Origin of the sequence: Xanthomonas sp. D-36-1 (assembly GCF_017746155.1) — a bacterium.
Classification (GTDB): Bacteria; Pseudomonadota; Gammaproteobacteria; order Xanthomonadales; family Xanthomonadaceae; genus Xanthomonas; species Xanthomonas cissicola.
On record NZ_JAGHWR010000034.1, the window covers coordinates 48,791 to 74,871 of the forward strand.

At 67.1% G+C, this 26,081-nt stretch carries 20 protein-coding genes; 11 read left to right on the forward strand and 9 right to left on the reverse strand.

The features are described 5' to 3' along the window. Positions 1-159 precede the first annotated feature (159 nt). The 9 genes from J7367_RS11090 to J7367_RS11130 all read left to right on the forward strand — a co-directional run bounded on the left by J7367_RS11090 (position 160) and on the right by J7367_RS11130 (position 9,731). Positions 160-606 carry a DUF2147 domain-containing protein gene (locus J7367_RS11090; RefSeq protein WP_057662060.1) on the forward strand — a complete coding sequence of 149 codons (447 nt, stop codon included), beginning with the start codon at positions 160-162 and terminating at the stop codon, positions 604-606. Between the two features lie 82 nt (positions 607-688). After that, complete coding sequence (locus J7367_RS11095) at positions 689-1,606, forward strand: TorF family putative porin (protein ID WP_022560398.1); 918 nt, start codon at positions 689-691, stop codon at positions 1,604-1,606. Then, a complete protein-coding gene (locus J7367_RS11100) occupies positions 1,606-3,252 on the forward strand; it encodes an FGGY-family carbohydrate kinase (protein ID WP_057662058.1) in 1,647 nt (548 codons plus the stop codon). Before J7367_RS11095 ends, J7367_RS11100 begins: the two co-directional genes overlap by 1 nt. Beyond that, positions 3,239-3,907, forward strand: a complete 669-nt coding sequence (locus J7367_RS11105; RefSeq protein WP_057662055.1) for a class II aldolase/adducin family protein — start codon at positions 3,239-3,241, stop codon at positions 3,905-3,907. The genes J7367_RS11100 and J7367_RS11105 overlap by 14 nt, the downstream gene beginning before the upstream one ends. Before the next feature lie 11 nt (positions 3,908-3,918). Beyond that, positions 3,919-5,367 carry an aminotransferase class III-fold pyridoxal phosphate-dependent enzyme gene (locus J7367_RS11110; protein WP_057662051.1) on the forward strand — a complete coding sequence of 483 codons (1,449 nt, stop codon included), beginning with the start codon at positions 3,919-3,921 and terminating at the stop codon, positions 5,365-5,367. A 4-nt stretch (positions 5,368-5,371) separates the two neighbouring features. Next, positions 5,372-6,013, forward strand: a complete 642-nt coding sequence (locus J7367_RS11115) for a hypothetical protein (RefSeq protein ID WP_057662048.1) — start codon at positions 5,372-5,374, stop codon at positions 6,011-6,013. A gap of 78 nt (positions 6,014-6,091) precedes the next feature. Next, positions 6,092-7,234 carry an MFS transporter gene (locus J7367_RS11120; RefSeq protein WP_057662087.1) on the forward strand — a complete coding sequence of 381 codons (1,143 nt, stop codon included), beginning with the start codon at positions 6,092-6,094 and terminating at the stop codon, positions 7,232-7,234. A 102-nt stretch (positions 7,235-7,336) separates the two neighbouring features. Then, positions 7,337-8,773 carry an aldehyde dehydrogenase family protein gene (locus J7367_RS11125; RefSeq protein ID WP_057662045.1) on the forward strand — a complete coding sequence of 479 codons (1,437 nt, stop codon included), beginning with the start codon at positions 7,337-7,339 and terminating at the stop codon, positions 8,771-8,773. Between the two features lie 211 nt (positions 8,774-8,984). Then, on the forward strand, positions 8,985-9,731 hold the full coding sequence (locus J7367_RS11130) for a TetR/AcrR family transcriptional regulator (RefSeq protein ID WP_057662042.1): 747 nt from the start codon (positions 8,985-8,987) through the stop codon (positions 9,729-9,731). A 136-nt stretch (positions 9,732-9,867) separates the two neighbouring features. Here the strand turns inward: J7367_RS11130 and J7367_RS11135 are convergent, their stop codons facing one another. The 3 genes from J7367_RS11135 to J7367_RS11145 all read right to left on the reverse strand — a co-directional run bounded on the left by J7367_RS11135 (position 9,868) and on the right by J7367_RS11145 (position 12,335). Next, the gene (locus J7367_RS11135) at positions 9,868-10,890 is read right to left on the reverse strand and encodes a ring canal kelch (RefSeq protein ID WP_057662038.1); all 1,023 of its coding nucleotides are present in this window, start codon (positions 10,888-10,890) and stop codon (positions 9,868-9,870) included. A gap of 551 nt (positions 10,891-11,441) precedes the next feature. Next, the gene (locus J7367_RS11140) at positions 11,442-11,948 is read right to left on the reverse strand and encodes a hypothetical protein (RefSeq protein ID WP_042675525.1); all 507 of its coding nucleotides are present in this window, start codon (positions 11,946-11,948) and stop codon (positions 11,442-11,444) included. Between the two features lie 228 nt (positions 11,949-12,176). After that, on the reverse strand, positions 12,177-12,335 hold the full coding sequence (locus tag J7367_RS11145) for a DUF2256 domain-containing protein (protein WP_003485006.1): 159 nt from the start codon (positions 12,333-12,335) through the stop codon (positions 12,177-12,179). A gap of 339 nt (positions 12,336-12,674) precedes the next feature. Here J7367_RS11145 and J7367_RS11150 point away from each other — a divergent pair, with 339 nt between their 5' ends. Further along, the gene (locus J7367_RS11150; protein WP_007965423.1) at positions 12,675-13,064 is read left to right on the forward strand and encodes a VOC family protein; all 390 of its coding nucleotides are present in this window, start codon (positions 12,675-12,677) and stop codon (positions 13,062-13,064) included. Between the two features lie 81 nt (positions 13,065-13,145). Here J7367_RS11150 and J7367_RS11155 read toward each other — a convergent pair whose 3' ends face one another. The 6 genes from J7367_RS11155 to J7367_RS11180 all read right to left on the reverse strand — a co-directional run bounded on the left by J7367_RS11155 (position 13,146) and on the right by J7367_RS11180 (position 24,596). Then, on the reverse strand, positions 13,146-14,618 hold the full coding sequence (locus J7367_RS11155) for a mannitol dehydrogenase family protein (RefSeq protein WP_057662036.1): 1,473 nt from the start codon (positions 14,616-14,618) through the stop codon (positions 13,146-13,148). Positions 14,619-14,766: 148 nt separating this feature from the next. Continuing rightward, positions 14,767-17,472 carry a glycoside hydrolase family 3 protein gene (locus J7367_RS11160; protein WP_057662033.1) on the reverse strand — a complete coding sequence of 902 codons (2,706 nt, stop codon included), beginning with the start codon at positions 17,470-17,472 and terminating at the stop codon, positions 14,767-14,769. A 2-nt stretch (positions 17,473-17,474) separates the two neighbouring features. Then, complete coding sequence (locus J7367_RS11165; RefSeq protein WP_057662084.1) at positions 17,475-19,169, reverse strand: glycoside hydrolase family 43 protein; 1,695 nt, start codon at positions 19,167-19,169, stop codon at positions 17,475-17,477. Next, on the reverse strand, positions 19,169-20,428 hold the full coding sequence (manD, locus tag J7367_RS11170) for a D-mannonate dehydratase ManD (protein WP_057662031.1): 1,260 nt from the start codon (positions 20,426-20,428) through the stop codon (positions 19,169-19,171). Before manD ends, J7367_RS11165 begins: the two co-directional genes overlap by 1 nt. Before the next feature lie 11 nt (positions 20,429-20,439). Continuing rightward, entirely contained in the window at positions 20,440-22,404 is a 1,965-nt protein-coding gene (locus J7367_RS11175) for a sialate O-acetylesterase (RefSeq protein WP_057662030.1), read from the reverse strand. Next, the gene (locus J7367_RS11180) at positions 22,401-24,596 is read right to left on the reverse strand and encodes an alpha-glucuronidase family glycosyl hydrolase (RefSeq protein WP_057662027.1); all 2,196 of its coding nucleotides are present in this window, start codon (positions 24,594-24,596) and stop codon (positions 22,401-22,403) included. Before J7367_RS11180 ends, J7367_RS11175 begins: the two co-directional genes overlap by 4 nt. A gap of 176 nt (positions 24,597-24,772) precedes the next feature. Between J7367_RS11180 and J7367_RS11185 the strand changes: the two genes are divergently transcribed. After that, positions 24,773-25,840 (forward strand): LacI family DNA-binding transcriptional regulator, encoded by a 1,068-nt coding sequence (locus J7367_RS11185; protein WP_022560382.1) that lies wholly within the window; start codon positions 24,773-24,775, stop codon positions 25,838-25,840. The last annotated feature ends 241 nt before the right edge of the window (positions 25,841-26,081 follow it).

Sequence of the window (26,081 nt, forward strand, 5' to 3'; positions counted from 1 at the left end):
GCGTGCACCGCATCCGTCTTACGCCGCCCAGCGCCTGCTGCGCCAGGGCGTGCAGCGGTCCAGGCAATCGCCACGCTTGAGCCTGTTGCAAAAAGGTAATCATCGCTATGCGGTAGTTTTCACTACTGTCATGAGCGGGTTGCCCGCGGGGTTGCGGCAATGAACGAAGCTTGCGTTTCCCGACTGCTGCGCACCCTGGCGTGCGTTGTCGTAGCGGCGCTGCCGCTGATGCCTGCGCTGGCGGCGGCGCCCTCGCCGGTACAGGGCCTATGGCTGACTGCGGCCAAGGACGCCGTCATCGCATTTGCACCGTGTCCCGAGGCCGCCAGCGCGATGTGCGGAAAGGTGGTGTGGGACAAGGATGCCGGTACGCCGAAGGACACCTGCGGTGTGCAGATCGCGCGCCTGGAGCGCGACGACAACGGCACCTGGCGCGACGGTTGGGCATTCGATCCGCGTAGCGGCAAGCGCTACAAGGCCACGCTGCGTCGCAAGGGCGACAGCCTGACCCTGCGCGCGTTCATCGGCGCCGAAGTGCTCGGCGAAAACATGCTGTTCACCCGCGTGCAGGTCCTGCCGTCCGCGCCGGTGTGCGCCAGCCACTAGCTGCGTCCAGCGCGGCATGCGCGCGCAGCACCGACCGCCGCGCTTGCGACGGTTCTCACTCACATCCACCGGGGGAATCCAGATGGCGAAGATCCATGTCGGCGCGGTTGTCGCGTGTGCGTTGCTGCAAGGCGCGGCTTGCCTGCCGGCGCAGGCGCAGCAAGCCGACCCGGTGAGCGAAGGCAGCGTGGCCACCTATCAGTTCGACAACCAGCTCAAGCTGATGAGCGAACAGCGCACGCGCGGCATCTCCGATTCGTTGATGCGGCCCTCGGCCAAGTGGAGCACCCAGTTCGTGCATGCCAGCGGGCTGGTCGCCTTGCTGGAAGTGGCAGGGGTCAGCAAGCAGCAGTTCGTCAATGGCGACGGCCTGGGCGTCACCCTGGCGGGCGGGTATCGCTTCGGCAACCCGGACGGCTGGCACGCCGGCGTGGGCCTGGCCACCGAGCGATTCCCGGGGGCGCGCTTCATGGCGCCGCATCGCATCGACCTGGAAACCGGCACGCCGACCGACGTGCGCACGACCAACTACAACAGCGATTTCGCGGTGATGGAGCTGGGCTACGGCATCGTCGAAGGGCGCGTGTTGTATGTGGTGTCCAAGACCTACCGCGGTGCCGATACCGGCGGCGTGTGCGGGCAGATCCTGCGCTTGTCGATCGATCCGACCGCCGCATTGCAGTGCTACGCGCGCGGCGAACAGGATTCGCGCGGTACCGTGTTGGCCGACCTCAATACCCAGTTGCCGTTACTGCCCTCGCTGCTACCGTCCACGACGCTGCGCCTGCATGCCGGCTACCAGAAACTGGCCAACTTTCGCGAAGGCAACTTCGCCGATTACCAGATCGGCATCACCCATCGGCGCTGGGGTCTGGACTGGAACCTGGACTGGCTGACCACCAACACCAACGCGCATCAGTTGTACTGGGTGCAGGATGGCGAGCGGATCCGCAAGACCGACGGCGATGCGCTGGTGTTCTCGATCGGCTACACGTTCTGATGCGCACGCAAACGCTCGCAGACGACACCGGCGGCAATGCGCCGCTGGTGCTGGCGGTGGATCTGGGAACCTCCGGCTGCAAATGCGCGTTGGTGACGCTGGACGGCAAGGTGTTCGCCTGGGCGTTCGAACCGGTGCAACTGCACGTGCAGGGCGTCGCTGCCGAACAAGACCCGCACGCGTGGTGGGACGCGTTCTGCGCCACCGCCGCGGCCGTGGTGCAGGGCGATGCGGCGCTGCGCCGCCGCGTGGTGGCCGTGTGTTGCTCGACCCAGGGCGAAGGCACCGTCTGCGTGGACCACAACGGCCAGGCGCTCGGGCGCGCCATGCTGTGGCTGGACATGCGCGGCCAGGCCGCCATCGCCCGGCGTCTGCAGGGGCGATGGCTCAATGTGCGCGGCTACGATCCGCTGCGCCTGTGGCGATGGTTGCGCCTGAGCGGCGGTGCGCCTGCGCGCAGCGGCAAGGATTGCGCCGGACACATCGCCTATCTGCGCGATCACCAGCCCGTGCGCTATGAGCGCACGCACAAGTTTCTCAACGTGCTCGACTACATGAACCTGCGCCTGACCGGGCGGTTCTGCGCCACCCCCGATTCCATGCTGACCACCTGGGTCACCGACAATCGCGACCCGCACCATATTCGCTACGACGCAGGCCTGCTGGACATGGTCGGGGTGGAGCGCGACAAGTTGCCGGACCTGCTGCCTTCCACTGCGGTGCTGGGTCCGCTGCTGCCGCAGGTGGCCGGGGCGCTGGGCCTGTCGCCGCAGACCGTGGTGGTGGCCGGCGCGATCGACACGTCGGCAGTGGCGGTGGCCGCAGCGGTGGAAGATCACGCCGCGCACCTGTACCTGGGCACCTCGTCGTGGCTGGGCGCGCATGTGCCGCGCATGAAGACCGACGTGCGCAGTACGATCGCCGCGGTGCCGTGCGCGGTGGAAGGGCGCTATCTGGCGATCGCCCTGCAGACCACCGCCGGCGCCAACCTGTCCTTTCTGCGCGACCGCATCCTGTTCCATGCCGACGAGCTGCTCAGCGACGAGCAGCGCCCGGACGTCTATGAAGTGCTCAATCGCATCGCCGCACGCGTGCCCGCAGGATCCAACGGGTTGATCTACATGCCCTGGCTGTTCGGCGAACGCACGCCGGTGGAAGACCCGAGCCTGCGTGCCGGCCTGATCAATCTCTCGTTGATGCATAGCCGCGAGGACATGATCCGCGCGGTGATGGAAGGGGTGGCGTTCAACACGCGCTGGATGATGGAGCCGTTTGCACGCCTGCTTGGCTGCGACCCAGGCACGATCGCTGCGGTCGGCGGCGGCGCCCAGTCGGATCTGTGGTGCCAGATCATTGCCGATGTCAGCGGCCGGCCGATCCGGCAATTGCACAATCCGATCCAGGCCAATGCGGTCGGCGCGGCCTTTATCGCCGGGGTCGGCCTGGGTCGGCTCGGCTTCGGCGACCTGGCGGCACTGCAGCGCCCCCGGCGGGTCTACGAGCCGGATGCGGGCACGCGCGCGCTCTACGACGACCGCTATGCGGTGTTCAAGGACCTGCAGCGCACGTTGGCACCGATCTACCGACGGCTCAATCCCTCCACGCCCGCTCCCGCCCAGGAGGTCGCCGCGCATGTTTGCCCATGAACAACGCCAGCGCGTGGTCGCGCTGTGCATCGAACTGTCGCGCCGCGGCTATCTGGCCGGCACCGGCGGCAATGTCGCCTTGCGCATCGATGCGGAGTGTTTCGCCGTCACCCCCTCGGCGATCGACTACCTGAGCATGCAGGCCGAGGATATCTGCATCGTCCGCACCAAGGACCTGCACCAGCTCGACGGCACGCGCACGCCGTCGGTCGAAACCGGCCTGCATGCGCAGGTGATGCGGCGGCGCCCGGACGTGGGCTGCAGCATCCACACCCACCAGCCGGTCGCCAGCGCCTGCACCCTGCTGGGCGCGCCGCTGGAGGTGACGCAACCGGCGTTGCGCCGGCTGCTTGGCGCACGGATTCCGATCGCCGGCTACATGCCGTCGGGCACCGGCCTGCTGGCCCGGCAGCTGCAGCCCACCGTCAACGCCTATCTGCTGCGCAATCACGGCGTGGTCTGTTGCGGCACCAACCTAGAGGCGGCCGTCACCGTGGTCGAGGCGTTGGAGCTGGTCGCGCGCAGCCACCTGCAGACGCAGATCCAGGCGCGTGCGGCGCGCCAGCCTGACCTCGCTGCGGGCCTGCAGCGGGTGCTGACGGCGCTGGATTCTCACCGGCACACGTCCGGCGCGTCTTCCCTTTCCCAGACATGATGGCACCGACAATGAGCGTGACTTCCGCGATTTCGCAATGGCCCGATGTGGACCAGCTGTATCGCCGCTTCGATGCGTTGGTCAAACAGCCGATGCGGCCGATCCGGCGCGATGGCATGGACAAGGTGATGCGCTACTTCGAGCAGCGCTGCCAAGGCTCCAAGCAGCTGGGCGATGCCGCGCAGCGGGTGATTCCCGGCGGCGTGCAGCACAACCTGGCCTTCAACTACCCGTTCTCGCTGGCGATGCGCAGCGCCGAGGGCGCCTACCTGACCGACGTCGACGACAACCGCTACATCGATTTCCTGCAGGCCGGCGGCCCGACCTTGCTCGGCTCCAACCCGCCGGCGTTGCGCGCACGCGTCAACGAGGTGCTGGACCAGTGCGGACCGGTGACCGGATTGCTGCACGAATACGAGGTCAAACTGGCCGAGCTGGTCTGCGCCAGCATGCCGGCGGTGGAGATGGTGCGCCTGCTCGGTTCGGGGACCGAGGCGGTGATGGGCGCGGTGCGCCTGGCGCGCGCGTATACCCGCAAGCGCTGGATCATCAAGATCGGCGGTGCGTATCACGGCTGGAGCGACCAGTTGGTGTACGGCCTGCGCCTGCCCGGCACCGGCCGCATGGAAGCGATCGGCATTCCGCGTGGGGCGACCGCGCAGACCCAGGAATGCCCGCCCAACGATCTGGACGCATTGCGCCGCAAGCTGCAATTCAATCGCCTGCGTGGCGGGACCGCCGCGGTGCTGCTCGAACCGCTGGGGCCGGAGAGCGGAACCCGCCCGGTGCACGCGGACTACAACCGCCAGGTGCGCGCGCTGTGCGACGAGTTCGGTGCGCTGCTGATCTTCGACGAAGTGGTCACCGGTTTCCGGCTGGGCCCCGGCGGTGCGCAAGGCTACTTCGGCGTTGCACCGGACATCACCGTGCTGGGCAAGTGCCTGGCCGGCGGCTACCCGATGGCCGGGGCGATCGGTGGCCGCCGCGAGGTGATGATGAGCTTGGTGGGCGGCATCGGCACGACCGCGCGGCGCGCGTTTGTCGGCGGCACGCTGTCGGCCAACCCGCTGTCCTGCGTGGCCGGCTATTACGCGTTGCTGGAAGCGCAGCACAACGACGCCGCCGGCCGCGCCGGCCGCGCGGGCGATCGCCTGCGCGCCGGTCTGGAAGCGATCATCCAGCGCCGTGGCCTGCCGTACGTGGTCTACAACATGGGTTCGATCGTGCATTTGCAGACCTCCGGCGTGCTGCTGCTGGACACCGGCAACCTCTACAAGCTCTGGCGCGTGCGCAACGACGCCAAGGCGCGCAAGCACATGATGGAAGAGATGGGCGCGGCGTATTCGGCCCACGGCCTGATCACCCTGGCCGGTAGCCGCATCTACACCAGCATGGCCGACACCGATGCGGTGATCGACGAGGCCTTGAACCGTTTCGACGATGTCTTCGCACTGGTCTGAGCCGATGAACGCCACCGATGCCCTGCGCGACACCTGGCTGCAGACCCGCGAACGGCTGCAGGCCTCCCACTTGCTCGGCGACGATGACGCGGCCTTGTCGGTGCGTTGCCCGGGCGCAACGCTGATGTGGATCGGCAGCGCCGCTGCCTCAACGCCGCTGCTGCTGGATTGGCGCGAGGATGTCGCGCTGGAGGCGGCGCAGCGCCTGCATGCGCAGGTCTATGCGCAGCGTGGCGATGTGGGAGCGGTGGCCTGGTCGGCCGGTGCGTTCGGCCACTGCCTGGCCGACGTCGGTGGCGCGTTGCCGCAGGTGTTCGACGAACAGGCGCGGCATCTGGGGCCGATGCCGCCGCCGGCGCGCGCGGCCGACGCGGCGGCCGCGCTGGCCGGCGGGATCGGCAACGCCGTGCTGGTGGCGCGACGGCCGTTGTGCCTGGGTACCAGTGCGCGTCGCCTGGCGCTGAACATCGCGTTGTTCGAAAAGTGCGCCAAGGCGTATGTGCTGGCGGCGGCGACCGGAGGACCGACCCGGCAGCTGCCGTGGTGGGTGCGTCGCATCGCCAACGGGCGTCTGCGCAAGGACCAGATGGGTGCGGCGGCCGCATTCGCCAAGGGCACCCTGCCCACCGAAAGCACCGCTTACTGAAGGCATCTCATGCGCAGCAGTCATCCACCCGCATTGTCCGCCGTGGACGTTCCCGCGTCGCAGGGGTTGCCGTCCGGTCTGTCGATCGGTTCGATCGCCCTGCTCATCCTGGGCGTGCAGCCGATCCTGCTGGGAACATTGGTCGAGCAGAAGCTGATCACGCTCTCCGGCGTGGGCATCGTGGCGATGGGGGAGATCGTCGCGCTCGGCCTGGGCGTGGCGCTGGGTGATGCGTTGTTGCCGCACCGCTGGCAACGTCAGGTTGCGGTGCTGGCGGCGCTATTGGCGGCGCTGCTGGATCTGGCCACCACCCAGGCGGTCGGCGACACCGCATTCGTGCTGGTACGCGCAGCTGCCGGCCTGGCAGAGGGGCTGCTGCTATGGGTGGCGACCCTGACCATCGTGCGTGCGGCCAAGCCGGATCGGGTCACCGCGGTGTTCATGCTGACCCAGGCGGTGGCGCAGATCGCACTGGCGAACCTGCTGGCGTGGTGGGTGCTGCCGTCGACCGGCTGGAAAGGCGGCTTCGCGGCGCTGGGGGCGGTGACGCTGTGCGCGGCGCTGCTGACACCATTGCTGCCGGCGACGTTGTCTGCCGTGAGCGCCATTGCGCCGGCGAGCCGCGTGCGCTGGTCGCCGACAACCCTGTTGCCCTTGCTGATTGCCTTCGTGCAGATGGCCGCGACGGGCGCGCTGTGGGCGTACCTGGAACCGTTGGGGCTGCGCGCCGGCCTGGATGCCGGGGCGGTGCAGGCGCACACCTCGCTGGTGCTGGCGATGCAGATCGTCGGCGCGCTGGCGGCGATCTGGTGGGTGCGCCGGCTCGGTCACGCGCGCACCCTGGTGGCCGGCAGCCTGGTGCTGGCGGCGGTGGCGGCCACCATGGCGCGTGCGGCGCCGGCCGGCACTGCCGCATTCACGGTTGCCTGCGTGGGCTTTGGCCTGGTCTGGATGTTCCTGATGCCCTTCCACGTGGGTCTGGCGTTCGATGCCGACGCGCATGGCCGGATGGCGGTGCTGGTGCCGGCGGTGCAGTTGCTGGGATCGGCAGCCGGCCCCTTGCTCGCTTCGCTGCTGCTGCAGCACGATGATCCGGCCCCGGTACCGGTCTTCAGTCTGGCCGCCGCACTGCTGGCGGCCGTCCTGGCGGCGGCAGCCGGCCGCGACCAGCGCCACCGGGCGCCGCCGACCGGGGCGCAGCCGAGCAAGGGGGATCGATGATCGACAGCGTGTGCGGGATGGGCCGCAACGTGCCGGCGCGTCTGGCGCGACGGCCGCGGTGTCGTTTTCAGTGGTTGCGCTTGCAGCAGGGGCGCGCGCGTCATGCACGCTGACCTGGACGTCTGCGCCGAGGGCATCGCGGCATTGTTCGCTGCCCAGCAGCCGGTGGCCGCGGCCTGGCGCAGCTCCACCGCCGCGCAGCGGCGCGAGCGCCTGCGCGCGTTGCGCAGCGCGCTGCTGGCGCGGCGGCAGGCCCTGTATGCCGCATTTGCCGGCGACTTCGGCAAGCCGGCGCTGGAAGTGGAGCTGAGCGAGCTGTTGCCGGTGGTCGACGAAATCGCCGCCGCCATCGCCGGGCTGCCGCGCTGGATGCGCCCTCGCAAGGTGTCGCCCACCTTGCTAACGCTGGGCACGCACGCGCAGATCGGCTACCAGCCCAAGGGCCGCTGCCTGATCATCGGCCCGTGGAATTATCCGGTTGCCACCGTGCTCGGGCCGCTGGTCTCGGCGCTGGCGGCAGGCAACACCGCCATGCTCAAACCGTCCGAATTCACCCCGCAGGTCAACGCGGTGCTGCGCGAGCTGCTGGCCGAGGCATTCGACCCTTCCGAAGTGGCGATGGTGCAGGGTGGCGTGGCGACCGCGCAGCGCTTGCTGGCCTGCCCGTTCGACCATGTGTTCTTCACCGGCTCGCCGGCAGTGGGACGGCAGGTCATGGCCGCCGCCGCCGCCCAGCTGGCCTCGGTGACGCTGGAGCTGGGCGGCAAATCGCCGGCCATCGTCGACCGCAGCGCCAACCTGGAGCGCGCCGCGCAGGTGCTGGTGTGGGGCAAGCTGGTCAATGCCGGGCAGACCTGCATCGCGCCCGATACGCTGTTCGTGCATCGCGAGGTCCGCACGGCGCTGCTGCAGCGGTGCCGTGAACTGCTGGCGCAGCGCTACGGCAGCAGCGCCGCGGCAGTGGCTGCCAGCCCCGACCTGGCGCGCATGATCCATGTCGGCCATGCGGCGCGCTTGGCGGCCTTGATCGATGAAGCGCGCGCTGCCGGCGCCGAGCTGGTGGCCGGCGGCGAGCATGACGTGGGCCAGCGTTTCATCGCCCCGACGGTATTGGCCGATGTTCCGGAACACGCGCGCATCGCGCAGGAAGAAATCTTCGGCCCGGTGCTGCCGGTGGTGACCTTCGACCATCTCGACACGGTGCTCGCCGGGCTCGACGCCGCCGCCAAGCCATTGGCGCTGTATCTGTGGAGCAACGATGCCGCACAGGTCGCCCGCGTGCTGGCGCGCAGCAGCTCCGGCAGCGTGGTGGTCAATCACTGCCTGCAGCAGTTCATGCACACCGGCTTGCCGTTCGGCGGCATTGGCCAGTCGGGAATCGGCAGCGCGCATGGCGTGCATGGATTCAAGGCGTTTTCGCACGAGCGTGCGGTATTGCGCGGCGGCCGCCTGCTGACCGCCCGTGCCTTCTTTCCGCCGTATCGGGAATGGCAGCAACGCGTGGCCACCGCATTGACCGCCTGGCTGGCCCGCCGATGACGCGCGCGCCACAGATCGCCCGCGACGCAGCGCGTATGATGTGGCTCTGGCAAACACCGGCCGTGCACGCGCATGGCTTGGCGGTGGCATGGCGCTACTGCAGACGATGGACGCCGCCTGGCCGGCGCGATGCAGCAGCGACGCAACGGCTCAGGTGCAGTCGCGGTGGTCTGGCCGACGCATCACTCCGTGTTCGAGGAATCCCCCGCCCATGTCCACGACCAAGTCCCGTCCGCGCGCGCCGCTCAAGGCGCCCGCGCCCAGGCTGACCGGCAACAAACTTCCGGCCCAGCATCGCGCGATCGAGACCTACGAACATATCCTGGCGGTCACCGCGCAATTGCTCGGCGATGTCGGCGTGGAACGGTTGTCCACCAATCTGGTCTGTGCGCATGCCGGACTGACGCCACCGGCGCTGTACCGCTACTTTCCCAATAAATATGCCCTGTTGTCCGAGCTTGGCACGCGCCTGATGCAGCGGCAGAACGCGCTGGTGCCCAAGTGGATCACGCCGCAGGCGATGTCCGGTTCGCGCGAACAGGTGCAGCAGGCGCTCACCGGCCTGGTGCTGGACACCTACCGGGTGACCAAGGCCACCGAGGGCGGGGTCTGGATCCTGCGCGCGCTGCGTGCGGTGCCGGCCTTGCAGCAGGTGCGCCTGGACTCGCACGCGCAGGTCACCAGGGCGCAGGTGCGCATGCTTGCCGATTTCTTTCCCGATGCAGACCCGCGCCAACTGCGTCTGGTCAGCCGCATCGTGGTGGACCTGATCTATGCGACCGTGGAGCTGCTGTTCGATGTGCGATTGAGCAGCCGGGCAGTGGCCGAGACAGTCGGCACGATGATCGCCGGCCACGTCGAGCAGCTGCGCGATGCAACGGCCGATGTGCCCAAAGGCAGTGCTGTGGAGCATCGGCGACATTCGCCACCGGCACGGCGTTCAACCCGCGCTGGGTGATGGGCCGGCAGCGGGCGCGGTCGTCAGAGCTTGCGCGAAGGACGCGCCTTCCACGTACTAAGGCGTTTGCCGGGTGCAATGCGGTACTCGCAGGTGGTGCCGAATGCCGCAGGCAAGCCCGCGCCGCATGCAACGCTCAGGGCACCGGCGGCAGCACGAGCAGATCCTGCAGTTCCGGTCCGCCGCCGCGGTTGCCGCTGCCCGCGGCGATGTAGAGATCCCCGCCCACCTGTGCCGCCTGCGTGCCGTGCCTGCCGCGCGGCAGGGCCGGACCGGTCTCCCACCGCGCCGTGGCCGGGTCGTAGAACTCCACCTCGGCATGGCCGGCGACCTGGGCTGTGCTTTCACCGCCCAACAGCATGACCCGGCCGTGATGCGCGACGGTTGCCGCGCCCGCGCGCGGGGTAGGCAGCGTGGCATCGGCCACCGACCAGGTGGCCTGCCGCAGATCGTAGATATCCAGCTGCGGGATCGTTTGCGACAGCGTGTCGCCGGTGTCGTGCGAAGACCGGCGCCCGCCGCCCGCGTAGAGCTTGCCGTCGAGCACCACCGCCTGGAAGTGATCGCGCGCATGCGGTGCATCGGGCAGGCGCGTCCAGCGCTGGGTCCGGGTGTCGAAGGCGTCCAGCCAGGGCACATAGCCGCTGTTGTGGCCACGCGTATTGCCGCCCACCAGATACAACACCCCGTCGTGCGCGACGGTACCGGCCGAACCGCGGCGGCGATCGGCAGGGATCTCTGCGCCCACCTGCCAGCGGTCGGTGGCCGGGTCGTAGATCAGCAGATGCGTCAACGCCGCTTCGTTGGGATAGTCGCCGGTAAACCCGCCCACCAGGTAGAGCTTGCCCGCCCAGACCGCTGCCTGGGCGTGGTTGACGGCCAACGGCGGTGCGCTGCCGCGCGACCAGCGCCGGGTGCGGATATCGAAGATATCCAGCGGGCGTTCGCCGCGACCGCCGAGCAAATACAGTCGCTCGCAGATGGCGGCCATGCTGTTTTCGTGGCGTGCGTGCGGCTCGCCCTGGGCCTGCACCGAGCGCCATTGCCACTGGTCGATTGATCCGGCTGGTTCGAGGTCATTGGCCTGGCCGCTGGCAGGCACGCTTGCGGTCACCACGAGCAGGAACACCGCGCAGAACGACGTTGCCAAGCGATGCATCGATGTTCCTTTGGTGACCAGGAGCGGCCAGTCTACTCACCTGTCAACGCACAGCCACAGCAGAAAGCGGACAGAGCCGCGACGCACGTGGCGACCACGACGGGTGCAGCGCTGCCACGGTCGACGATGACAGTGGTCGATCATCTGCACTGCTGTGGTCCTGCCGGATACGCAGCGCACTTCACCAAGCGCTGCGCCTACGCGACTGACAGGTGCCCGGTAGATGCCGCCTCTTCACGTCCAACAGCACCGCGTATGCGAACACTACCGCTACCGCAATGACAGGAGATCTGCGTGACGCGTTCCTCGACACCTTCCCGCTCGGCGACAACGCCGCCCAAGAGCGTCGCCGCTGCAGCGGCGCGTGGACTGCGCCTGCGCGAGCGGCACGGCCGTGGCGGGACCGCCGTTGGTGTGGCGCGTGCGCGCGATCTTTCCGCGCAAAAGTCGCTGTCTGCACAGACCATTGGACGCATGCATTCGTACTTCGCGCGACACAGCGTGGACAAGAGCGGCAAGGGCTGGGCGGATGCCAAGGCGCCATCGGCCGGCTACATCGCCTGGCTGCTCTGGGGCGGCGATGCAGGCCAGCGCTGGGCAGCGCGTGTGTACGCGCGCCTGCAGGAGGCAAGGGCGAAAAAGGGGGCCAGCAGCGGAGACGGCTCGAAAAAGACCGCAGCAAAGAAGACCGCAACCAAGCAGGCCGCGGCAAGAAAAACCGCGACGAAGAAGTCAGCAAAAAAGACGGCTGCGAAAAAGACCACACCGAAGAAGCGCGCCACGAAAAAAACAGCGGTCGCGAGCGCTTCTGCCAGAAAGACTTCAGCGTCCAAGGTCGCACGCAAGGCAAGCGAGAAAGCTGCAGCACGGAGCCGCGCGGCTGAGAAGAACAGCGCGACCAAGAAAGCGCCATCAAGGCGCACTGCGGCCAAGAAGAGCACCTCCACAGCTGCCAAAAAGCGTGCAACCAAGACGTCCGCGCCCTGGAACACGTCCAGCCCGAAGGGCGCTTCGCATTCCAAGCCACTGTCTCCATCGCAGAAGACCCAGGCCCGCAAGCGCGCAAAAGCCGCAGGCCGGCCATATCCGAACCTGGTGGACAACATGGCCGTCGCCAGCAAGCGCAGCACGAGCAAGCGTGCGGCCAAGTCCAGCGGCGCGAAAAAGCGTGCAGGAACGAAATAGAGGTATCGGTAAAGCGCGTTGCACAGTGCATGCTGCGCTCAGCGGCGTGCGGAACATGCCCGTGTCGTGTAGGCATGCTGCCGGGCCTGAGGCAGTGCCGACTAAGCTGTGGAGCGGTGGCGTTTGCTGTCGCCCCGGCATCGGTCCGAGCAGTACTTCACCTCGTCCCACACACGCTCCCACTTCTTGCGCCACCGAAACGGCCGCCCGCATTGCGCGCAGACTTTCTCCGGTAGATCCTGTTTTTTGCGCGCTGCCATAGGCTGGGAGGATCAGGACATGTGTCGGTGAAGCGGGGTGCAAGCATGTCATAGCGATGTCCAATGCAACACGCCGTCTCGGACTTCATGCAGGCAACTGCTGGAGCACAGCGGTACAGGGCGTTGGGAGACAAGCGCACGCGCTTTGTTATGGTTTGCGGGAAGCGGTTTGGCGGCACGTCTGCGACATCGGAAGGCGGCACGCTCACAGCGACCGAGGACGGTCTGATCCCGTCACCGCCCGCCAGCGCTTTTGAGGCGCGTGTGCGAGCGAGCCTGTCACTTCCATCGAGCTGCTCACATGAGCGCTTCTGAAACGTGGACCCATGGAGATTGGTAATGGACACCAGCATCAACGTAGAGGCGCAAACCATCCCAACCCTGCCGAGCCGCTCGATTCCGCAGACGGTGGCGTTCTATCGGCAACTGGGCTTTGTCGGCGATGCGCATCCGCATGATGCAGGTTACGCAATCCTGCGACGTGGCGATGTGGAGCTGCACTTCTTCGCGCATCCGGATCTGGAGCCGGCCGACTGTTATGCGGGCTGTTACATCAGGGTGGGCGATGTGGATGCCGTCCACGCAGCGATGCAGCTCGCCGCCTTGCCGGAGCGAGGCATTCCACGGCTCGACCCGGTTGGCGACAAGCCCTGGGGCATGCGTGAGTTCGCCATCGTCGATGAGAGCGGCAATCTGCTGCGGATTGGGCAGGTTATCGCGTCAGGGTGATGCATTGCGTGAGCGAGGCGACTGCAATGCTCACCGAACCGATGGCTCCCGCTGGCGCAAGAGATGGCTCTGCGCACCGTCCTACGCGTCACCCATCGATCCAAGTGCCCGTGTCACTTCAGTCGGGGTGGCAGTACCGAGCGCTGCATAAGCCGCCTGCAAGGACGCACAAAAACGCGCGTCCGCGGGCAATGATCCGAACACCGCCTCCAGTGTCAGAAAGGCGGCAACATCATGATCGGCATCGCCAGTCGCATTGCGACCACGCGCGCTGAGGGCATCGTTCATCGGGTCGGCCAGCGCAACGCCGTGCTGTGCCTGCCTGCGGACGAAGTGCAGCCACGCGGCAACGGCCAAGCATAGGTGCTGGATCGGTTGGTCGGTAGCGAGGGCATCGCCGATCGTGCCGAGCAGTCGCACCGGGATTTTCTGCGAGCCGTCCCAGGCGATCTGGGCGAGCAGGTGGCGGATGGCGGGATTGCGAAAACGGGCGAGGATGGCGTCGCTGTAGCCTTGCGCATCAAAGCCGTCCATGGTCTGCAAGGTGGGTGCGATCTCCGCGCGGATCAACGTTTCCAGGAAAGCGGCAAGTTCGCGGTGACGCATGGCGTCGGCCACGGTTTCCAGGTTCAGCAGGCTGCCGAGATACGCCAGCGCCGAGTGCGGCGCGTTGAGCAGACGCAGCTTGGCGCGCGCATAGCCGGCGATGTCTTCGCTCAGGGTGACGCCTGCGCGCTCGAATGCGGGGCGACCATTACAGAAACGGTCTTCGATCACCCACTGGCTGTAGCGCTCGCGCTGGATCGGCCAGGCATCGTGCACGCCAAGCTGATCGTGGATGCGCGCGCGCAGCGCTTCATCGGTGGCGGGCGTGATGCTGTCGACCATCGAGCGCGGGAAGGCGGCGTGCTGCGCGATCCATTCCGCAAGTGCCGGGTCGACCTGCGCTGCGAGCCGCACGACCGCGCGCTGCAGCAGCGTGCCGTTATCGGTGAGGTTGTCGCAGCTGAGTGCAGTGAATGGCGCGGTGCCGTCGTGCATGCGTTGCCGCAGCCCGGCCACGAGGTAGCCGATGGCGCTATGTGGCGTTGCGGGATGGGCGATATAGTGCGCGATGTCCGGATGCGAGAGGTCGAGCGTGTCGCCGGCCAGGCAATAGCCTTTCTCGGTGATGGTCAGCGTGACCAGGCGCACTGCCGGGTCGGCAAGGCGCGCGAGCACGGCAGCGTGTTCGTCTGCGGCGCAGAGCACCTCGCCGATGGCCCCGATGACGCGCAGTTGCGGGTGCTCGTCGAGCAGGGCGAGGGTGTACAGGCCCTCTTGCGGACGTAAGGCATCGCGCACCTGCGGGCGATGCAGCGAGACGGCGCTGATGGCCCAGCTGGGGTCTTCGGCAAGCAGGTCATCGACATAGACGGCCTGGTGAGCACGGTGGAAGGCGCCTGCGCCGAGATGCACGATGCCGATGGTGGTTCTTGCCAGGTCATAGCCGGGCGTTGCAACCACCGGTGGCAATGTGGCAAGGGTGTCGAGCGAAAGACGTGGTGCGTGCATCGTGTCGCCTGCGAGGTAGGAGTGTTTGGAGGAGGGGCTGCGCCGAACCCTCACCCCAATCCCTCTTCCGAGAGGAGAGGGGTTTTGAAGCAATCGCGGCCGAAGGGATTGTTTACCCACGGCCGCATGGCGAGAGTGTCAGCGGCTGCTACTTGTCGGTCACGGTAAAGCGCTGCCTGGCGCGGATATCCGCACTGGAGGCGCCGATCTGCACTTCATAGGCGCCTGGGTCCACCACATACGCCTTGCGCTGCTCGTCGTAGAGTCGCAGTGCATCCTTTGCGTTGATGGTGAAGCCTAGCTCGCGCTGCTCGCCAGGCGTCAGGGCGATACGTTGAAATCCATGTAATTCCTTGCCGGCACGTTCGCGTTGCGGGGTGAGCGGGTGCAGATACAGCTGCACCACCTCATCGCCCGCGCGTTGGCCGGTGTTCTTGACCGTGACCGTGGCAGTGAGCGAGCCATCGGTTGCGATGGTGGTGCGGTCCAGGCGCAGACCGGAATAGGCGAACTGCGTATACGACAAGCCGTGGCCGAACGGATACAGCGGCGTGCCGCCGAAGTAGCGGTAGGTGCGGCCGCGCATGGCGTAGTCGTCGAACGCCGGCAGCGTTTCGCTTTCCTTGTAGAACGTCACCGGCAACCGGCCGCCAGGATTGGCGTCGCCGAACAGCGTGTCGGCCACGGCAGTGCCGCCGCGCTGGCCGGGATACCAGGCCAGCAGGATCGCCGGCAGGTGCTGCTGCGCCCAATCGATGGCCAGCGCCGAACCGGTGGTCAACACCGCCACCACCGGCTTGCCGGTGGCGTGCAAGGCTTCGAGCAGGTCGCGCTGCGGCTTGGGCAGGCGCAGGTCGGTGCGGTCGCCGCCGGCAAAGCCGGGATAGTTCACCTTCATCTCCTCGCCTTCGACATCGCCGGTCAGGCCGCCGACGAAGACCACCACCTCGGCGCTGCGCGCCACGTCCAGCGCTTCCTGCAAGGGCGGCTTGGCCCCGGGTTGGCGCCAGGCCAGGCGCACCGCGGCATCGCGCTCGCCTTCGAAGTATTCCAGCCGCACCTCGTAGGCACGGCCGGCCTGCAGCTGCACGTCGACGCCATCGGCGTGCAGGCGGTCGCTGGTGCTCCAGCGGTCGATCACCGGCTTGCCGTCCAGGTACAGGCGCACGCCGTCGTCGGCTGCCGCTTCCAGGTGGTAGGTGCCGGTGGTCGGCGGGACCAGCTGGCCGCTCCAGCGGATGCTGAAGTTGTCCGCCGGCACCGCTTGGCTTGGCCCGGCTTCGCCACGCGCCAGCAGATTGTCGGTTGGCGAACCACGGTCCCACTTGAAGCCGATCTGCGCATCCACCCGCACCAGGGCCGGCTGACCCGACAAGTCGCGATTGCGGAAGTACTCGCCACGCAAACCGCGCTCGGGCGAGTTGGCCGATGGCCGCAGGTATTGCGGTTCGATCAGCGGCGTGGCGGCCGGATCGTCGCGCCCCTCGACCAGATCGGCGCCGCGCGCATACAGCACCTGCGCATTCGGGGCGGCGGCTCGGATGCCTTGCAGCACGGTGACCGGCGCGGCCGGCGTGCCGTAGTAATTGCCCAGCAGCGCCATGGTGTCGTCGGCGGTGGGGCCGATCACCGCGATGCGCTTGAGCCTGGCGCGTGACAACGGCAGCAGGCCATCGTTCTTCAGCAGCACCAGCGATTCGCGCGCGGTGCGTCGTGCCAGCGCATCGTGCGCCGGCGATTGGTTGACCGAGGCGGGAATCTGCGACCACGGCAACTGCCCGGGCGGATCGAACATGCCCAGGCGCATGCGCGCGGTCATCAAGGTCTTCAACGCGGTGTCGATCTGCGCTTCGTCGATCAGGCCCTGGCGGACCGCCGCCGGCAGGGTGGAGTACTCCTCCCCGCATTCCAGCTCGGTGCCGTGCTTGACCGCCAGCGCGGCGGCTTGTTCGCGGGTGGCGACGATCTTGTGGTGCTTCCAGATATCCACGATCGCCCAGCAGTCGGACACCACGTAGCCCCTGAAGCCCCATTGGTCGCGCAGTACATCCTGCAGCAGGAACTTGCTGGCGCTGGCCGACTCGCCATATACGCGGTTGTAGGCGCCCATCACCGCATCCACCTTGCCGTCCTTGACCAGCGCCTCGAACGCGGGCAGGTAGGTCTCGTACAGGTCGCGCTGGGAGGGGCGCGCATCGAAGTGGTGACGATCGGCTTCCGGGCCGCTGTGCACGGCGAAATGCTTGGCGGTGGCGTCGAGCTTGCGGTAGCGCTCGCCCTGCGCATTCTTCGGTGCGTCGCCGCCCTCGCCCTGCAGGCCCTGCACGAAGGTCACGCCCATGCGCGCGGTGAGGAAGGGATCCTCGCCGTAGGTCTCCTGGCCGCGGCCCCAGCGTGGATCGCGGAAGATATTGATGTTCGGCGACCAGAAGGTCAGCCCCTGATAGCGCTCGTGCTGGTTCTGGCGCAGGAACTGATGATGCTTGGCACGCGCCTCGTCGCTGATCGCGGTGGCGACCTCGTGCATCAGCGGCAGGTCGAAGGTGGCGGCCATGCCGATCGCCTGCGGGAACACCGTCGCCCCGCCGGCGCGCGCCACGCCATGCAGCGCCTCGTTCCACCAATCGTAGGCAGGCACCTGCAGCCGTGGAATCGCCGGTGCGGCGTTCTGCATCTGCGCGGCCTTTTCTTCCAGGGTCATGCGCGACACCAGATCGGCCGCGCGTGCCTCGAAAGAGCGCTGCGTGTCCAGATACGGCGGCGTGGCGGCCTGGGCAGCGCCTGTGGCGCACCCCAATACGAGCAGGACACCCTGCGCGAGCGAACGAAACGGGGTGGGCGGATGCGAAAGCATGGTCAGTCCTGTGAAGGGCGGTCGGGATGCGATTGGGCGAATGGCCCGATCACGCTGCCGACGAAGCCGCCGGCCTTTTCGGTGCTGAGAAAGCTGGCATCGTCGTTGCGGCGTAGCGATTGCCAGCCGCGGCCATCGGCATCGAAGGCGAAGCTATACGCACCGCCATCGCCGCTGATCTGCAGCCGCAGCTGTGCAGTGGCCGGGATGCGGGTCTGCGCCAGCGTGGTGGTGGCCGCGCCATCGCGCTTGTCCAGAAACACCTGCACGGCATCGCCATCGCGACGAATGCCGAGTGCGTACCACGCGGTCGAATTCTGAAATGCCGCCAAGCCTGCACTGACGCCTGCCTGGGTCGGCACCTCCAGTGCGGTGCTGGCGGTGAAACGCATATGTTGTTGGCGGCGTGCGAGAAACGCGGGTGTGCCGGTACCGTCCAGCCCCTGGCTGCTGGCATGCAGCGTCAACCAGCCTGCCCGCGTGCGCAGGTCGGCCACCTCGTGCTTTGGCACGCGCACGGTCAGCCATTCGCGTTGCAGCATGGTGTGATCGAAATCGTCGTGCCAGACGAAGTTGCCCGACAACGGCGCCTGCGTGGCAGGTGCCTTCATGCCAGCGGGCGCCCTGGCGATGTAAGGAATCGGCTGACCGGCCGGCAGGATCGAGGGCCAGCCATCGCGCCACTGCACCGGCAGCAAAAACGTTTCGCGTCCGGTGTTGTAGCGATCGCCGCGATACGGACGGCTGGCGAGAAACACCGCCCACCACTGCCCATCGGACGTATCCACCAGATCCACGTGGCCGGCATTGCTGATCGGGTGTGCGCGCTCGGCCGGCAGGTCGCGTTGGGTCAGGATGGGGTTGTTCGGTGCGGGTGCATACGGCCCCCACACGCTGCGGCTGCGCAACACCACCTGCGAATGCTGCGGCCCGGTGCCGCCCTCAGCGCACGAGAGGTAGTACCAACCGTCGCGTTGATACAGGTGCGGGCCTTCGATCCAGATCGGCTTGCTGGCCAGGTCCACGCCGCCGTTGAGCAACACCTTGCGCGGGCCGACAGGCTGGTTGGTGGCAATATCGAAGCGCTGCATCCAGATGGCGCGATGCCCTTCGTACAGCGGCGTGCCTTCCGGCGGACCATTGTTGAGCAAATAGACGCTGCCATCGGTGTCGAAGAACAAGGACGGGTCGATGCCGTCGATGCTGGGCAACCACGTCAATGCCGACCATGGGCCCGCAGGGTCGCCGGCACTGGCGATGAAATTGCCACCGCTATCGACCGAGGTGCCCACCACGTAAAAACGCCCGTCGTGATGGCGGATGCTGGCGGCATACATGCCGCGCGACATGCGCAGCCCGTCGTAATCGAGCTGCTCGCGGCGGTCGACCACGTTGCCGATCTGCGTCCAGTGCACAAGATCGGTGCTCTCGAACACCGGGATCGCCGGGAAGTACGTAAACGTCGAATTGACCAGGTAATAGCGCTCGCCCACGCGCGTGATGCTGGGGTCGGGGTAGAACCCGGCCAGCACCGGATTGCGGTAGTGCCCGGCCGGCAGCGGCGTGGCGAACACCGCGTCGTCGCCGCGGTACTCGAACCAGTCGAACGCGACATCGGCAGACGCCTGCGCCTGCGCGTTCGCAGGCGCCGCCAAGGCCATCAGCAGCGCGGCACACGTGGCAGAGAGCGCGCGCATCACCAGTCCCACATCGCGCCGTCTTCCAGTCGCGCGATCGGCAGCTGCTTGGGCACGTATGGATACTTCGCTGCGAGCGCTTCGTCGATGTCCACGCCGTGCCCGGGCGTCTCGCCGCAGTGCAGGCGTCCATCGCGGAATTGGTAGTCGTGCGGGAACACCGCATTGGCTTCGTCGGAGTGGAACATGTATTCCTGGATGCCGAAATTGGGTACCCAGGTGTCGAAGTGCAACGCGGCGCCCATGCACACCGGCGAGAGATCGGTGGCGCCATGGAAGCCGGTGCGTACCTGATGCAGCGCGGCGAAATCGGCCAGCCGGCGCACATGGGTGAGACCGCCGGCGTGGACAATCGTGGTGCAGATGTAGTCGATCAGCTGCTGCTCGATCAGGTGCTTGCAGTCCCAGATCGAATTGAACACCTCACCCACTGCCAGCGGCGTCACCGTGTGCTGGCGAATGATCTCGAACGCACGCTGGTTTTCCGCCGGGGTGGCATCTTCCAGCCAGAACAGCCGGTACGGCTCCAGGTCGCGGCCCAGGCGTGCGGCTTCGATCGGGGTGAGCCGGTGGTGCGCGTCATGCAGCAGCTCGATCGCGTCGCCATGATCGGCGCGCAGTTGCTCGAACAGGCGCGGCACGACGCCGAGGTAGCGCGGCGTGGACCACACGGTTTCGGTCGGCAGTTCGCTTTCCGCCGGTTCGTACGGCTTGCCGCCGACGGAAATGCCGTAGGTCTTCTTGATGCCGGGCACGCCGCATTGCGCGCGAATGGCGATAAAGCCCATCTCGCGGAAGCGGCCCACTTCGTCGCTGGTTTCGGCGATATCGCGGCCGTTGGCATGCCCGTACACCAGCGCACCTTCGCGCGAGCGCCCACCGAGCAACTGATACAGCGGCATGCCGGCCATCTTGCCCAGGATGTCCCACAACGCCACATCCACCGCGGCAATCGCGCTCATCGTCACCGGGCCGCGTCGCCAATACGCGCCGCGGTAGAAGAACTGCCAGATGTCTTCGATGCGCCCGGCATCGCGGCCGATCAGATTCGGCACCAGGTGTTCCTGCAGATACGCGGCCACCGCCAGTTCGCGCCCGTTGAGCGTGGCATCGCCCACACCGGTGATGCCCGAGCGCGTGCGGATCTTCAAGGTGACGAAATTGCGCCCCGGACAGGTGACGATGACGCGCGCCTCGACGATCTCGCGGTCGCGGGCAGAACCTTGCAGCGGTGCAGGGGAGTCGGAAGTCTGTGACATCGTGATCTCGCTCAGGGGGAAGAGGTGGCAGTGATGGGAAGTTCGAACGGGCCGGCCGGCAGGCCGCTGCGGTCGTACAAGGTGCACACGGGGCTGTCGGCCCAGCAGTAACGCACCCGGGTGGCCTGCACGCCGGCGGAAAGACGCAGGCGAATCTCGCGCCCGGACAGCGTGGCACTGGCGTAATGGCAGCTGCCGGCCCCATCGCCGCAGAGCTCGAAGCCGATCGGCGCGTCGTTGCCGTAACTCACCAGCGCGGTGTCGACATCGTCGAAGCCGATACGCACGCTCTCGCCGGCGCGACGTGCGCTGCGCGGCACCGGCCCGGAAGGCGCAATCGCCTCGCCATACACCACATGCCGCGCCACGCGCGCCAGGCGCCGGCCCAGCTCCTGCTTGTTGGCCGGATGGATGTCGTAGCGGTCGCCGATATCGATCGCCACCGCCAATCCTGCGTGCGCGTCGCTGGCGACGAAACGCCGCTGCGCCTCGCGCAATTGCGCCCAGCCGCTGTCGGTCGGCTGGGTAGGCGGTGCGCCGTAATTGGCCAGCTGCACCACCAGCAACGGCAGGTCTGCGCCGAAGCGCTGCCGCCAGTCGCGCTGCCAGGCAGTGAGCAAGGCCGGGTAGCGCGCTGCATCGCCGGTATTGGATTCGCCCTGGTACCACAGCACGCCGCGCAGGCCCAGGTGTTCCAGCGGTGCGATCATGCCGTTGTACAAGGTGGTCAGCCCGGCCGCCGACGACCACGGTGCGCGCGGTGGCGTGCCCGCTGCCCGCGGCACGATGCGGTATTGCCAGGGCGCGTCCAGCGCCACTGTGCTGCCATCGGCAAATTGCAGTGCGCGCGATGGCGCATCGCCCAGCAGCCCGCCGCGCCGGTAGGTGTTGAGCACATTGAGCACGATGCTGTTGCGCCCGGCATGCAGCTGCCCGCGCGGCAACGCGTAGCGACGCGGCTGGTCCGCGCCATAGCTGCTGCCCACGCCGTGTCCGTTGACCCAGGTCTGGTCCAGTTCGTCTACCGGCCCCAGCAACAACGTGGCGTCCTGTGCGGCCTGTGCCGGGGTCAGTTCGACGCTGGTGCGGTACCAGACCATGCCATTGAAGCCGACCAGTTGCGGCACGCCCCAGTCGTCCCATGCGCCCAAGGCCGACGGCGCGTTCTGCCAGTCGCCCGGCGCATCCGGCTGCCACGGTTCGCCTTCGCCATGGGCACGCCACCAGCGTTCCCATAGTGCGGCCCAACGCGGTGCGGCCGCGACCGGGTCGGTTGCATAGCGGGCCAGCACATCCAGTGCCGGACCATCGTCGCCGGCGGCACGCAAGGCCTTGTCGCCGATCCAGGCCTGCAGTTGCGAACCACCCCACGACGCATTGATCAATCCCATCGGCACGTCGACCTTCTTCTGCAACTCGCGTGCGAAGTAGTAACAGGCAGCCGAAAAGTCTTTGACCGTCTCCGGTGTGGTGCGCTGCCACGTTGCAGTGCCGCCGAAGCCGCGTTGCGGTGTCGGACTGGATTGTGCGGGCACCTTGAACATGCGGATGCTGGGGTGGTCGGCATCGGCGATCTCGCTGCGCGAATCCAGCGTGCGATGCACCTGCAATTCCATGTTCGATTGCCCCGAACACAGCCAGACATCGCCGATCAGCACATCATCGATCTGCTGCACCGCACCGTTGGCAGCGCTGGCCTTCAGGCGGTACGGGCCGCCGGCGGCGTGCGCGGGCAAGCGCGCCTCCCAGTGGCCTTGCCGGTCTGCGCGAGCCTGCACCTGCGCACTGTCCAGCTGCACGGTCACACGTGTGTCCGGCGCCGCATCGCCCCACAGGCGGATCGGCGCATCGCGTTGCAGCACCGCGTGGTCTTGAAAAATGGGATGCAGCAGCGGCGCATCCGCTGCGCGCGCAAGTTGCGGCAGCAGTAACGCCGACAACGTGCCGATCAGTATCTTGACGCGACATGCGCTCACTTCGGATTCCCCGGTGCATACGGAAATGTCAGTGCCTGGTAATACGCCAGCGGGTGCGCCGGCGGGCTGACGCCTGCAGGCAGCGGGCGCCCGGACACGTTCTGGAAATAGGCGATGCTGGCATCGCGCCACCACTGCGCTTCACGCTGCTGGATCGCCAGGAAATCGGCGACCTGCTGGTAGCGCTGTGCATCGATCTTGCCGGCCAGGCCTTGCCAGGTCGTGCGCATCGCAGTGACCTCGGCCACACCATGGTCGTAATGCCACACCAGCTCGTCCCACAGCGGCCTGCCGGAGGCCATGCGGTGATCCCACCGCACATGATGGAACCACAGCAGCAACGGCTCGGGCGCGCGCTGCACATCGCCGAATACACGCGCCACGGGCGGCGCATATTGCGCAACGGCATTGCTGCCGCTGGCGCTGCGGTCGAAGCCAATCCCGTTGCGGTCGGCGCGGTGGTAATACACCGGATCCCAGTCCGGACGTTCGCTGCCGGCATCCCACGGTGCCGGGCCGTAATGGTGGCCGCGCCCCATCAGGTGATGCAGACCGAGCGGAGTCATGTAGTCCACCACCGCCTCGCGCGAACGCAGCATCATGCCCACCACTGGCTCGACCACCGCCGGATCGTTGGAAAAGGTCATGCGCGTCCATTCCTGCGCAATGGCCTGCGGCGACAGCTGCGGGTCCCACGCCAGCCGCCCGTACGCGTACCAGTTGGCCTGATCGAAGATCGAGCCGCTCCAGTTGCGATCGGCGCCAATATTGGCCACGCCGGCAATACCGGTCAGCCGTGTGCGTTTGCTCTCGGTGAACAGGCGGCCATCCACCGTCTTTGCAACGGTCGAGCCCTTGCCGCGCGCATAGGTGTCGGCTTGCAAGGTCTCGGAAAATAGCGGGCCCAGATACGCAAGGTGAGTGGAAAAGCCGAGATATTCCTTGGTGATCTGAAACTCCGGCATCAATGGCGTCTTGCGCATCGCACCGAACAACGGGTGAAATGGTTCGCGCGGCTGGAAGTCGATGGCCCCGTTTTTCACCTGCACGATCACGTTGTCGCGAAATGCACCATCCAGCGGCACGAACTCGCTGTAAGCCTGCTTGGCGCGATCGTCCGGCTGCTCATGCGAGTAGACAAAGGCGCGCCACATCACCACCCCGCCATGTGGCGCCAGTGCATCGGCCAGCAGGTTCGCGCCGTCGGCGTGGCTGCGTCCATAGTCTTGCGGGCCGGGCTGGCCTTCGGAGTTGGCCTTGACCAGAAACCCGCCGAAATCCGGAATGCGCGCATAGATGGCGTCGGCGGTATCGCGCCACCAGCGCCGTACCTGCGGGTCCAGCGGGTCGGCGGTTTTCAGGCCACCGATTTCGATCGGTGCACTGAAGCGCGCGCTGAGGAATACGGTAATCCCGTACGGACGAAACACGTTTGCCAGGGCTGCCGCCTTGTCGAGGTACTGCGGCGTCAGACTCCAGGCCTTGGCATTGACGTTGTTGAGCACGGTTCCATTGATGCCCAGCGATGCATTGGCACGCGCATAGTCGGTGTAACGCGGATCCAGGTAGCCGGGCAGGGTCTGCCAGTTCCACAGCGACGCGCCCGCATAGCCACGTTCCACCAGACCATCGAGATTGTCCCAATGATTGAGCATGCGTAGCTGCAGGCGTGGCGATGTGCGCACATCCACCGCCGCAAGCGACTGCCCGGTCTGCAGCAGACGCAACAGGTGGAATGTGCCGTATAACACCCCGATATCGCTGCCCCCGACAATGGCGGTGACGCGATGCCCGTCAATTTCGACGCTACGAATGAGATAGCCGTCGCGGCGCAACTGGCCGGCATTGAGCTTCAGGGCCGCAATCTGTGGCGCGCTGGCTGCGCCCAACACGAGTGCGCCATCCTGCGTCACTGCGTCCACGCGCGGCGGTGTGGTTCCCAATAATCCCTGCAGGCCGCGCGCCAGTTCATCGCGTGCTGCGTGCAGGGTGGGCGAGTCGCCAACGACGACCAATTGGCTGGCACTGCCGCGCAATTGCGTGGCATTGGCGAGCGGTTGGTAGCGCAACCATAGATCGTAGCCATCTTCGGCATGCGCGCTTGCGGTGACCAGCAGGCCACTGCATAACAGCGCCAGCCACATCGATGCCGGCAGCGTAAATGCGCCGACACCGATGCCATGTCGCTTCATTGCAGACCCGCTCATGCGGCATGCTCGAGCGTCACGGGCGCATGCAGGCGCATATCGCCGCTCTGCCTGCTTCCCGGTACCATGGCTCGCACCGTCATACCTGCACTCGGCGTCCGTGTTACCGCAGCAGCGCCCGTGCATCCCGCAGCTTTCGCACGCATTTGAAGAGGCCACGCTTGGAGAAGGTCAGGAAATCGGTCCGCCGCACCAGCCGCGCGACCACCATCGACGAGGTGGCAGCGCTGGCAAAGGTCTCGCCGATGACGGTCTCGCGCGTGGTCAACAACACCGGAAGCGTGCGCGATGCCACCCGCGAACGGGTCATGCGCGCGGTCGACAAGCTCGGCTATACGCCCAATCTTGCCGCCAGCGCATTGGCGGCCGCGCAGAGCACGCGGATTGCGTTGATCTACAGCGATCCCAGCGGCGCCTACTTGCGCGAGTTGCTGCTGGGCGTGTTGCGGGTGGCATCGCGTACGTCGATCCAGCTGGTGATCGACTGCTGGGACGATCTGGACGCCGATGCCGAACGCAAGGCGGCGCGCAAGCTCGCCAAGGGCGTTGCCGGTGTGATCCTGCCGCCGCCGTTGTGCGAATCCAGGGCCGCAGTGCTGGAGTTGGTGCGCGCCAAGGTGCCGGTGGTGGCGATCGCCTCCAACCATTTCAGCCCGGATGTCGCATGTGTGCGCATCGACGAATTCGCTGCAGCCAAAGAGATCACCGAACACCTGATCGCACAGGGGCATACGCGCATCGGCTACATCGCCGGGCATCCGAATCTGTCGGCCAGCACGCGGCGCTTCGAAGGCTTTCAGGCGGCGTTGGCCGACGCCGGGCTGCGTCTGGATCGGCACCTGGTGCAGCCGGGCGATTACACCTACAAATCCGGCCTGGTCGCCGCGGAGAAGTTGCTGGCGCGCAAACGTCGCCCCAGCGCCATCTTCGCAAGCAACGACGACATGGCCGCCGCGGCAATCTCGGTCGCGCACCGGCGCGGTCTGGATGTGCCGCGCGATCTGTCGGTGGTCGGGTTCGACGACACCTCTGCCGCCACTGCGGTGTGGCCGGAAATCACCACCGTGCAGCAGCCCATCGCCGCCATGGCCGATGCCGCGCTGGACATCTTGCTGAAGACGATTCGCGCCAAGGAGCGTACGGCAAGGATGGTCGATCATGTGGTCGCGCACCTGCTGGTCAAGCGGGATTCGGTAGCCGCACCGACAGCGGACGATGCGGCCGAGTAAACGTAGCGATCAGATCACTGCATGCCGCAAGCCGGATGTGATCGTCTCGCAGGCCTGCATGCAACACGCCAGGGTTGCCGGTGTGCGCTCACGTCGCTGTGGCCGCGCATCACATTGGCAGCCAGTGCTGGCCGCCGCAGTGTGGTCGCAGGCCCACCGTCGCGATGCAGGCAGTGCTTGCACGCGCCAGGTGAGGCGAAGCGCGTGCAGTGGCAATGCTCAACGCGTCAGATACTGATTG

Bases quoted from the DNA above. Each gene is read 5' to 3' on its own strand.
- J7367_RS11105 (WP_057662055.1), top strand. From the start codon at position 3,239: ATGTTTGCCCATGAACAACGCCAGCGCGTGGTCGCGCTGTGCATCGAA.
- J7367_RS11110 (WP_057662051.1), top strand. From the start codon at position 3,919: ATGAGCGTGACTTCCGCGATTTCGCAATGGCCCGATGTGGACCAGCTG.
- J7367_RS11095 (WP_022560398.1), top strand. From the start codon at position 689: ATGGCGAAGATCCATGTCGGCGCGGTTGTCGCGTGTGCGTTGCTGCAA.
- J7367_RS11115 (WP_057662048.1), top strand. From the start codon at position 5,372: ATGAACGCCACCGATGCCCTGCGCGACACCTGGCTGCAGACCCGCGAA.
- manD (WP_057662031.1), bottom strand. From the start codon at position 20,428: ATGTCACAGACTTCCGACTCCCCTGCACCGCTGCAAGGTTCTGCCCGC.
- J7367_RS11165 (WP_057662084.1), bottom strand. From the start codon at position 19,169: ATGCGCGCGCTCTCTGCCACGTGTGCCGCGCTGCTGATGGCCTTGGCG.
- J7367_RS11180 (WP_057662027.1), bottom strand. From the start codon at position 24,596: ATGAAGCGACATGGCATCGGTGTCGGCGCATTTACGCTGCCGGCATCG.
- J7367_RS11135 (WP_057662038.1), bottom strand. From the start codon at position 10,890: ATGCATCGCTTGGCAACGTCGTTCTGCGCGGTGTTCCTGCTCGTGGTG.
- J7367_RS11130 (WP_057662042.1), top strand. From the start codon at position 8,985: ATGTCCACGACCAAGTCCCGTCCGCGCGCGCCGCTCAAGGCGCCCGCG.
- J7367_RS11100 (WP_057662058.1), top strand. From the start codon at position 1,606: ATGCGCACGCAAACGCTCGCAGACGACACCGGCGGCAATGCGCCGCTG.
- J7367_RS11125 (WP_057662045.1), top strand. From the start codon at position 7,337: ATGCACGCTGACCTGGACGTCTGCGCCGAGGGCATCGCGGCATTGTTC.
- J7367_RS11090 (WP_057662060.1), top strand. From the start codon at position 160: ATGAACGAAGCTTGCGTTTCCCGACTGCTGCGCACCCTGGCGTGCGTT.
- J7367_RS11145 (WP_003485006.1), bottom strand. From the start codon at position 12,335: ATGGCAGCGCGCAAAAAACAGGATCTACCGGAGAAAGTCTGCGCGCAA.
- J7367_RS11150 (WP_007965423.1), top strand. From the start codon at position 12,675: ATGGACACCAGCATCAACGTAGAGGCGCAAACCATCCCAACCCTGCCG.
- J7367_RS11160 (WP_057662033.1), bottom strand. From the start codon at position 17,472: ATGCTTTCGCATCCGCCCACCCCGTTTCGTTCGCTCGCGCAGGGTGTC.
- J7367_RS11155 (WP_057662036.1), bottom strand. From the start codon at position 14,618: ATGCACGCACCACGTCTTTCGCTCGACACCCTTGCCACATTGCCACCG.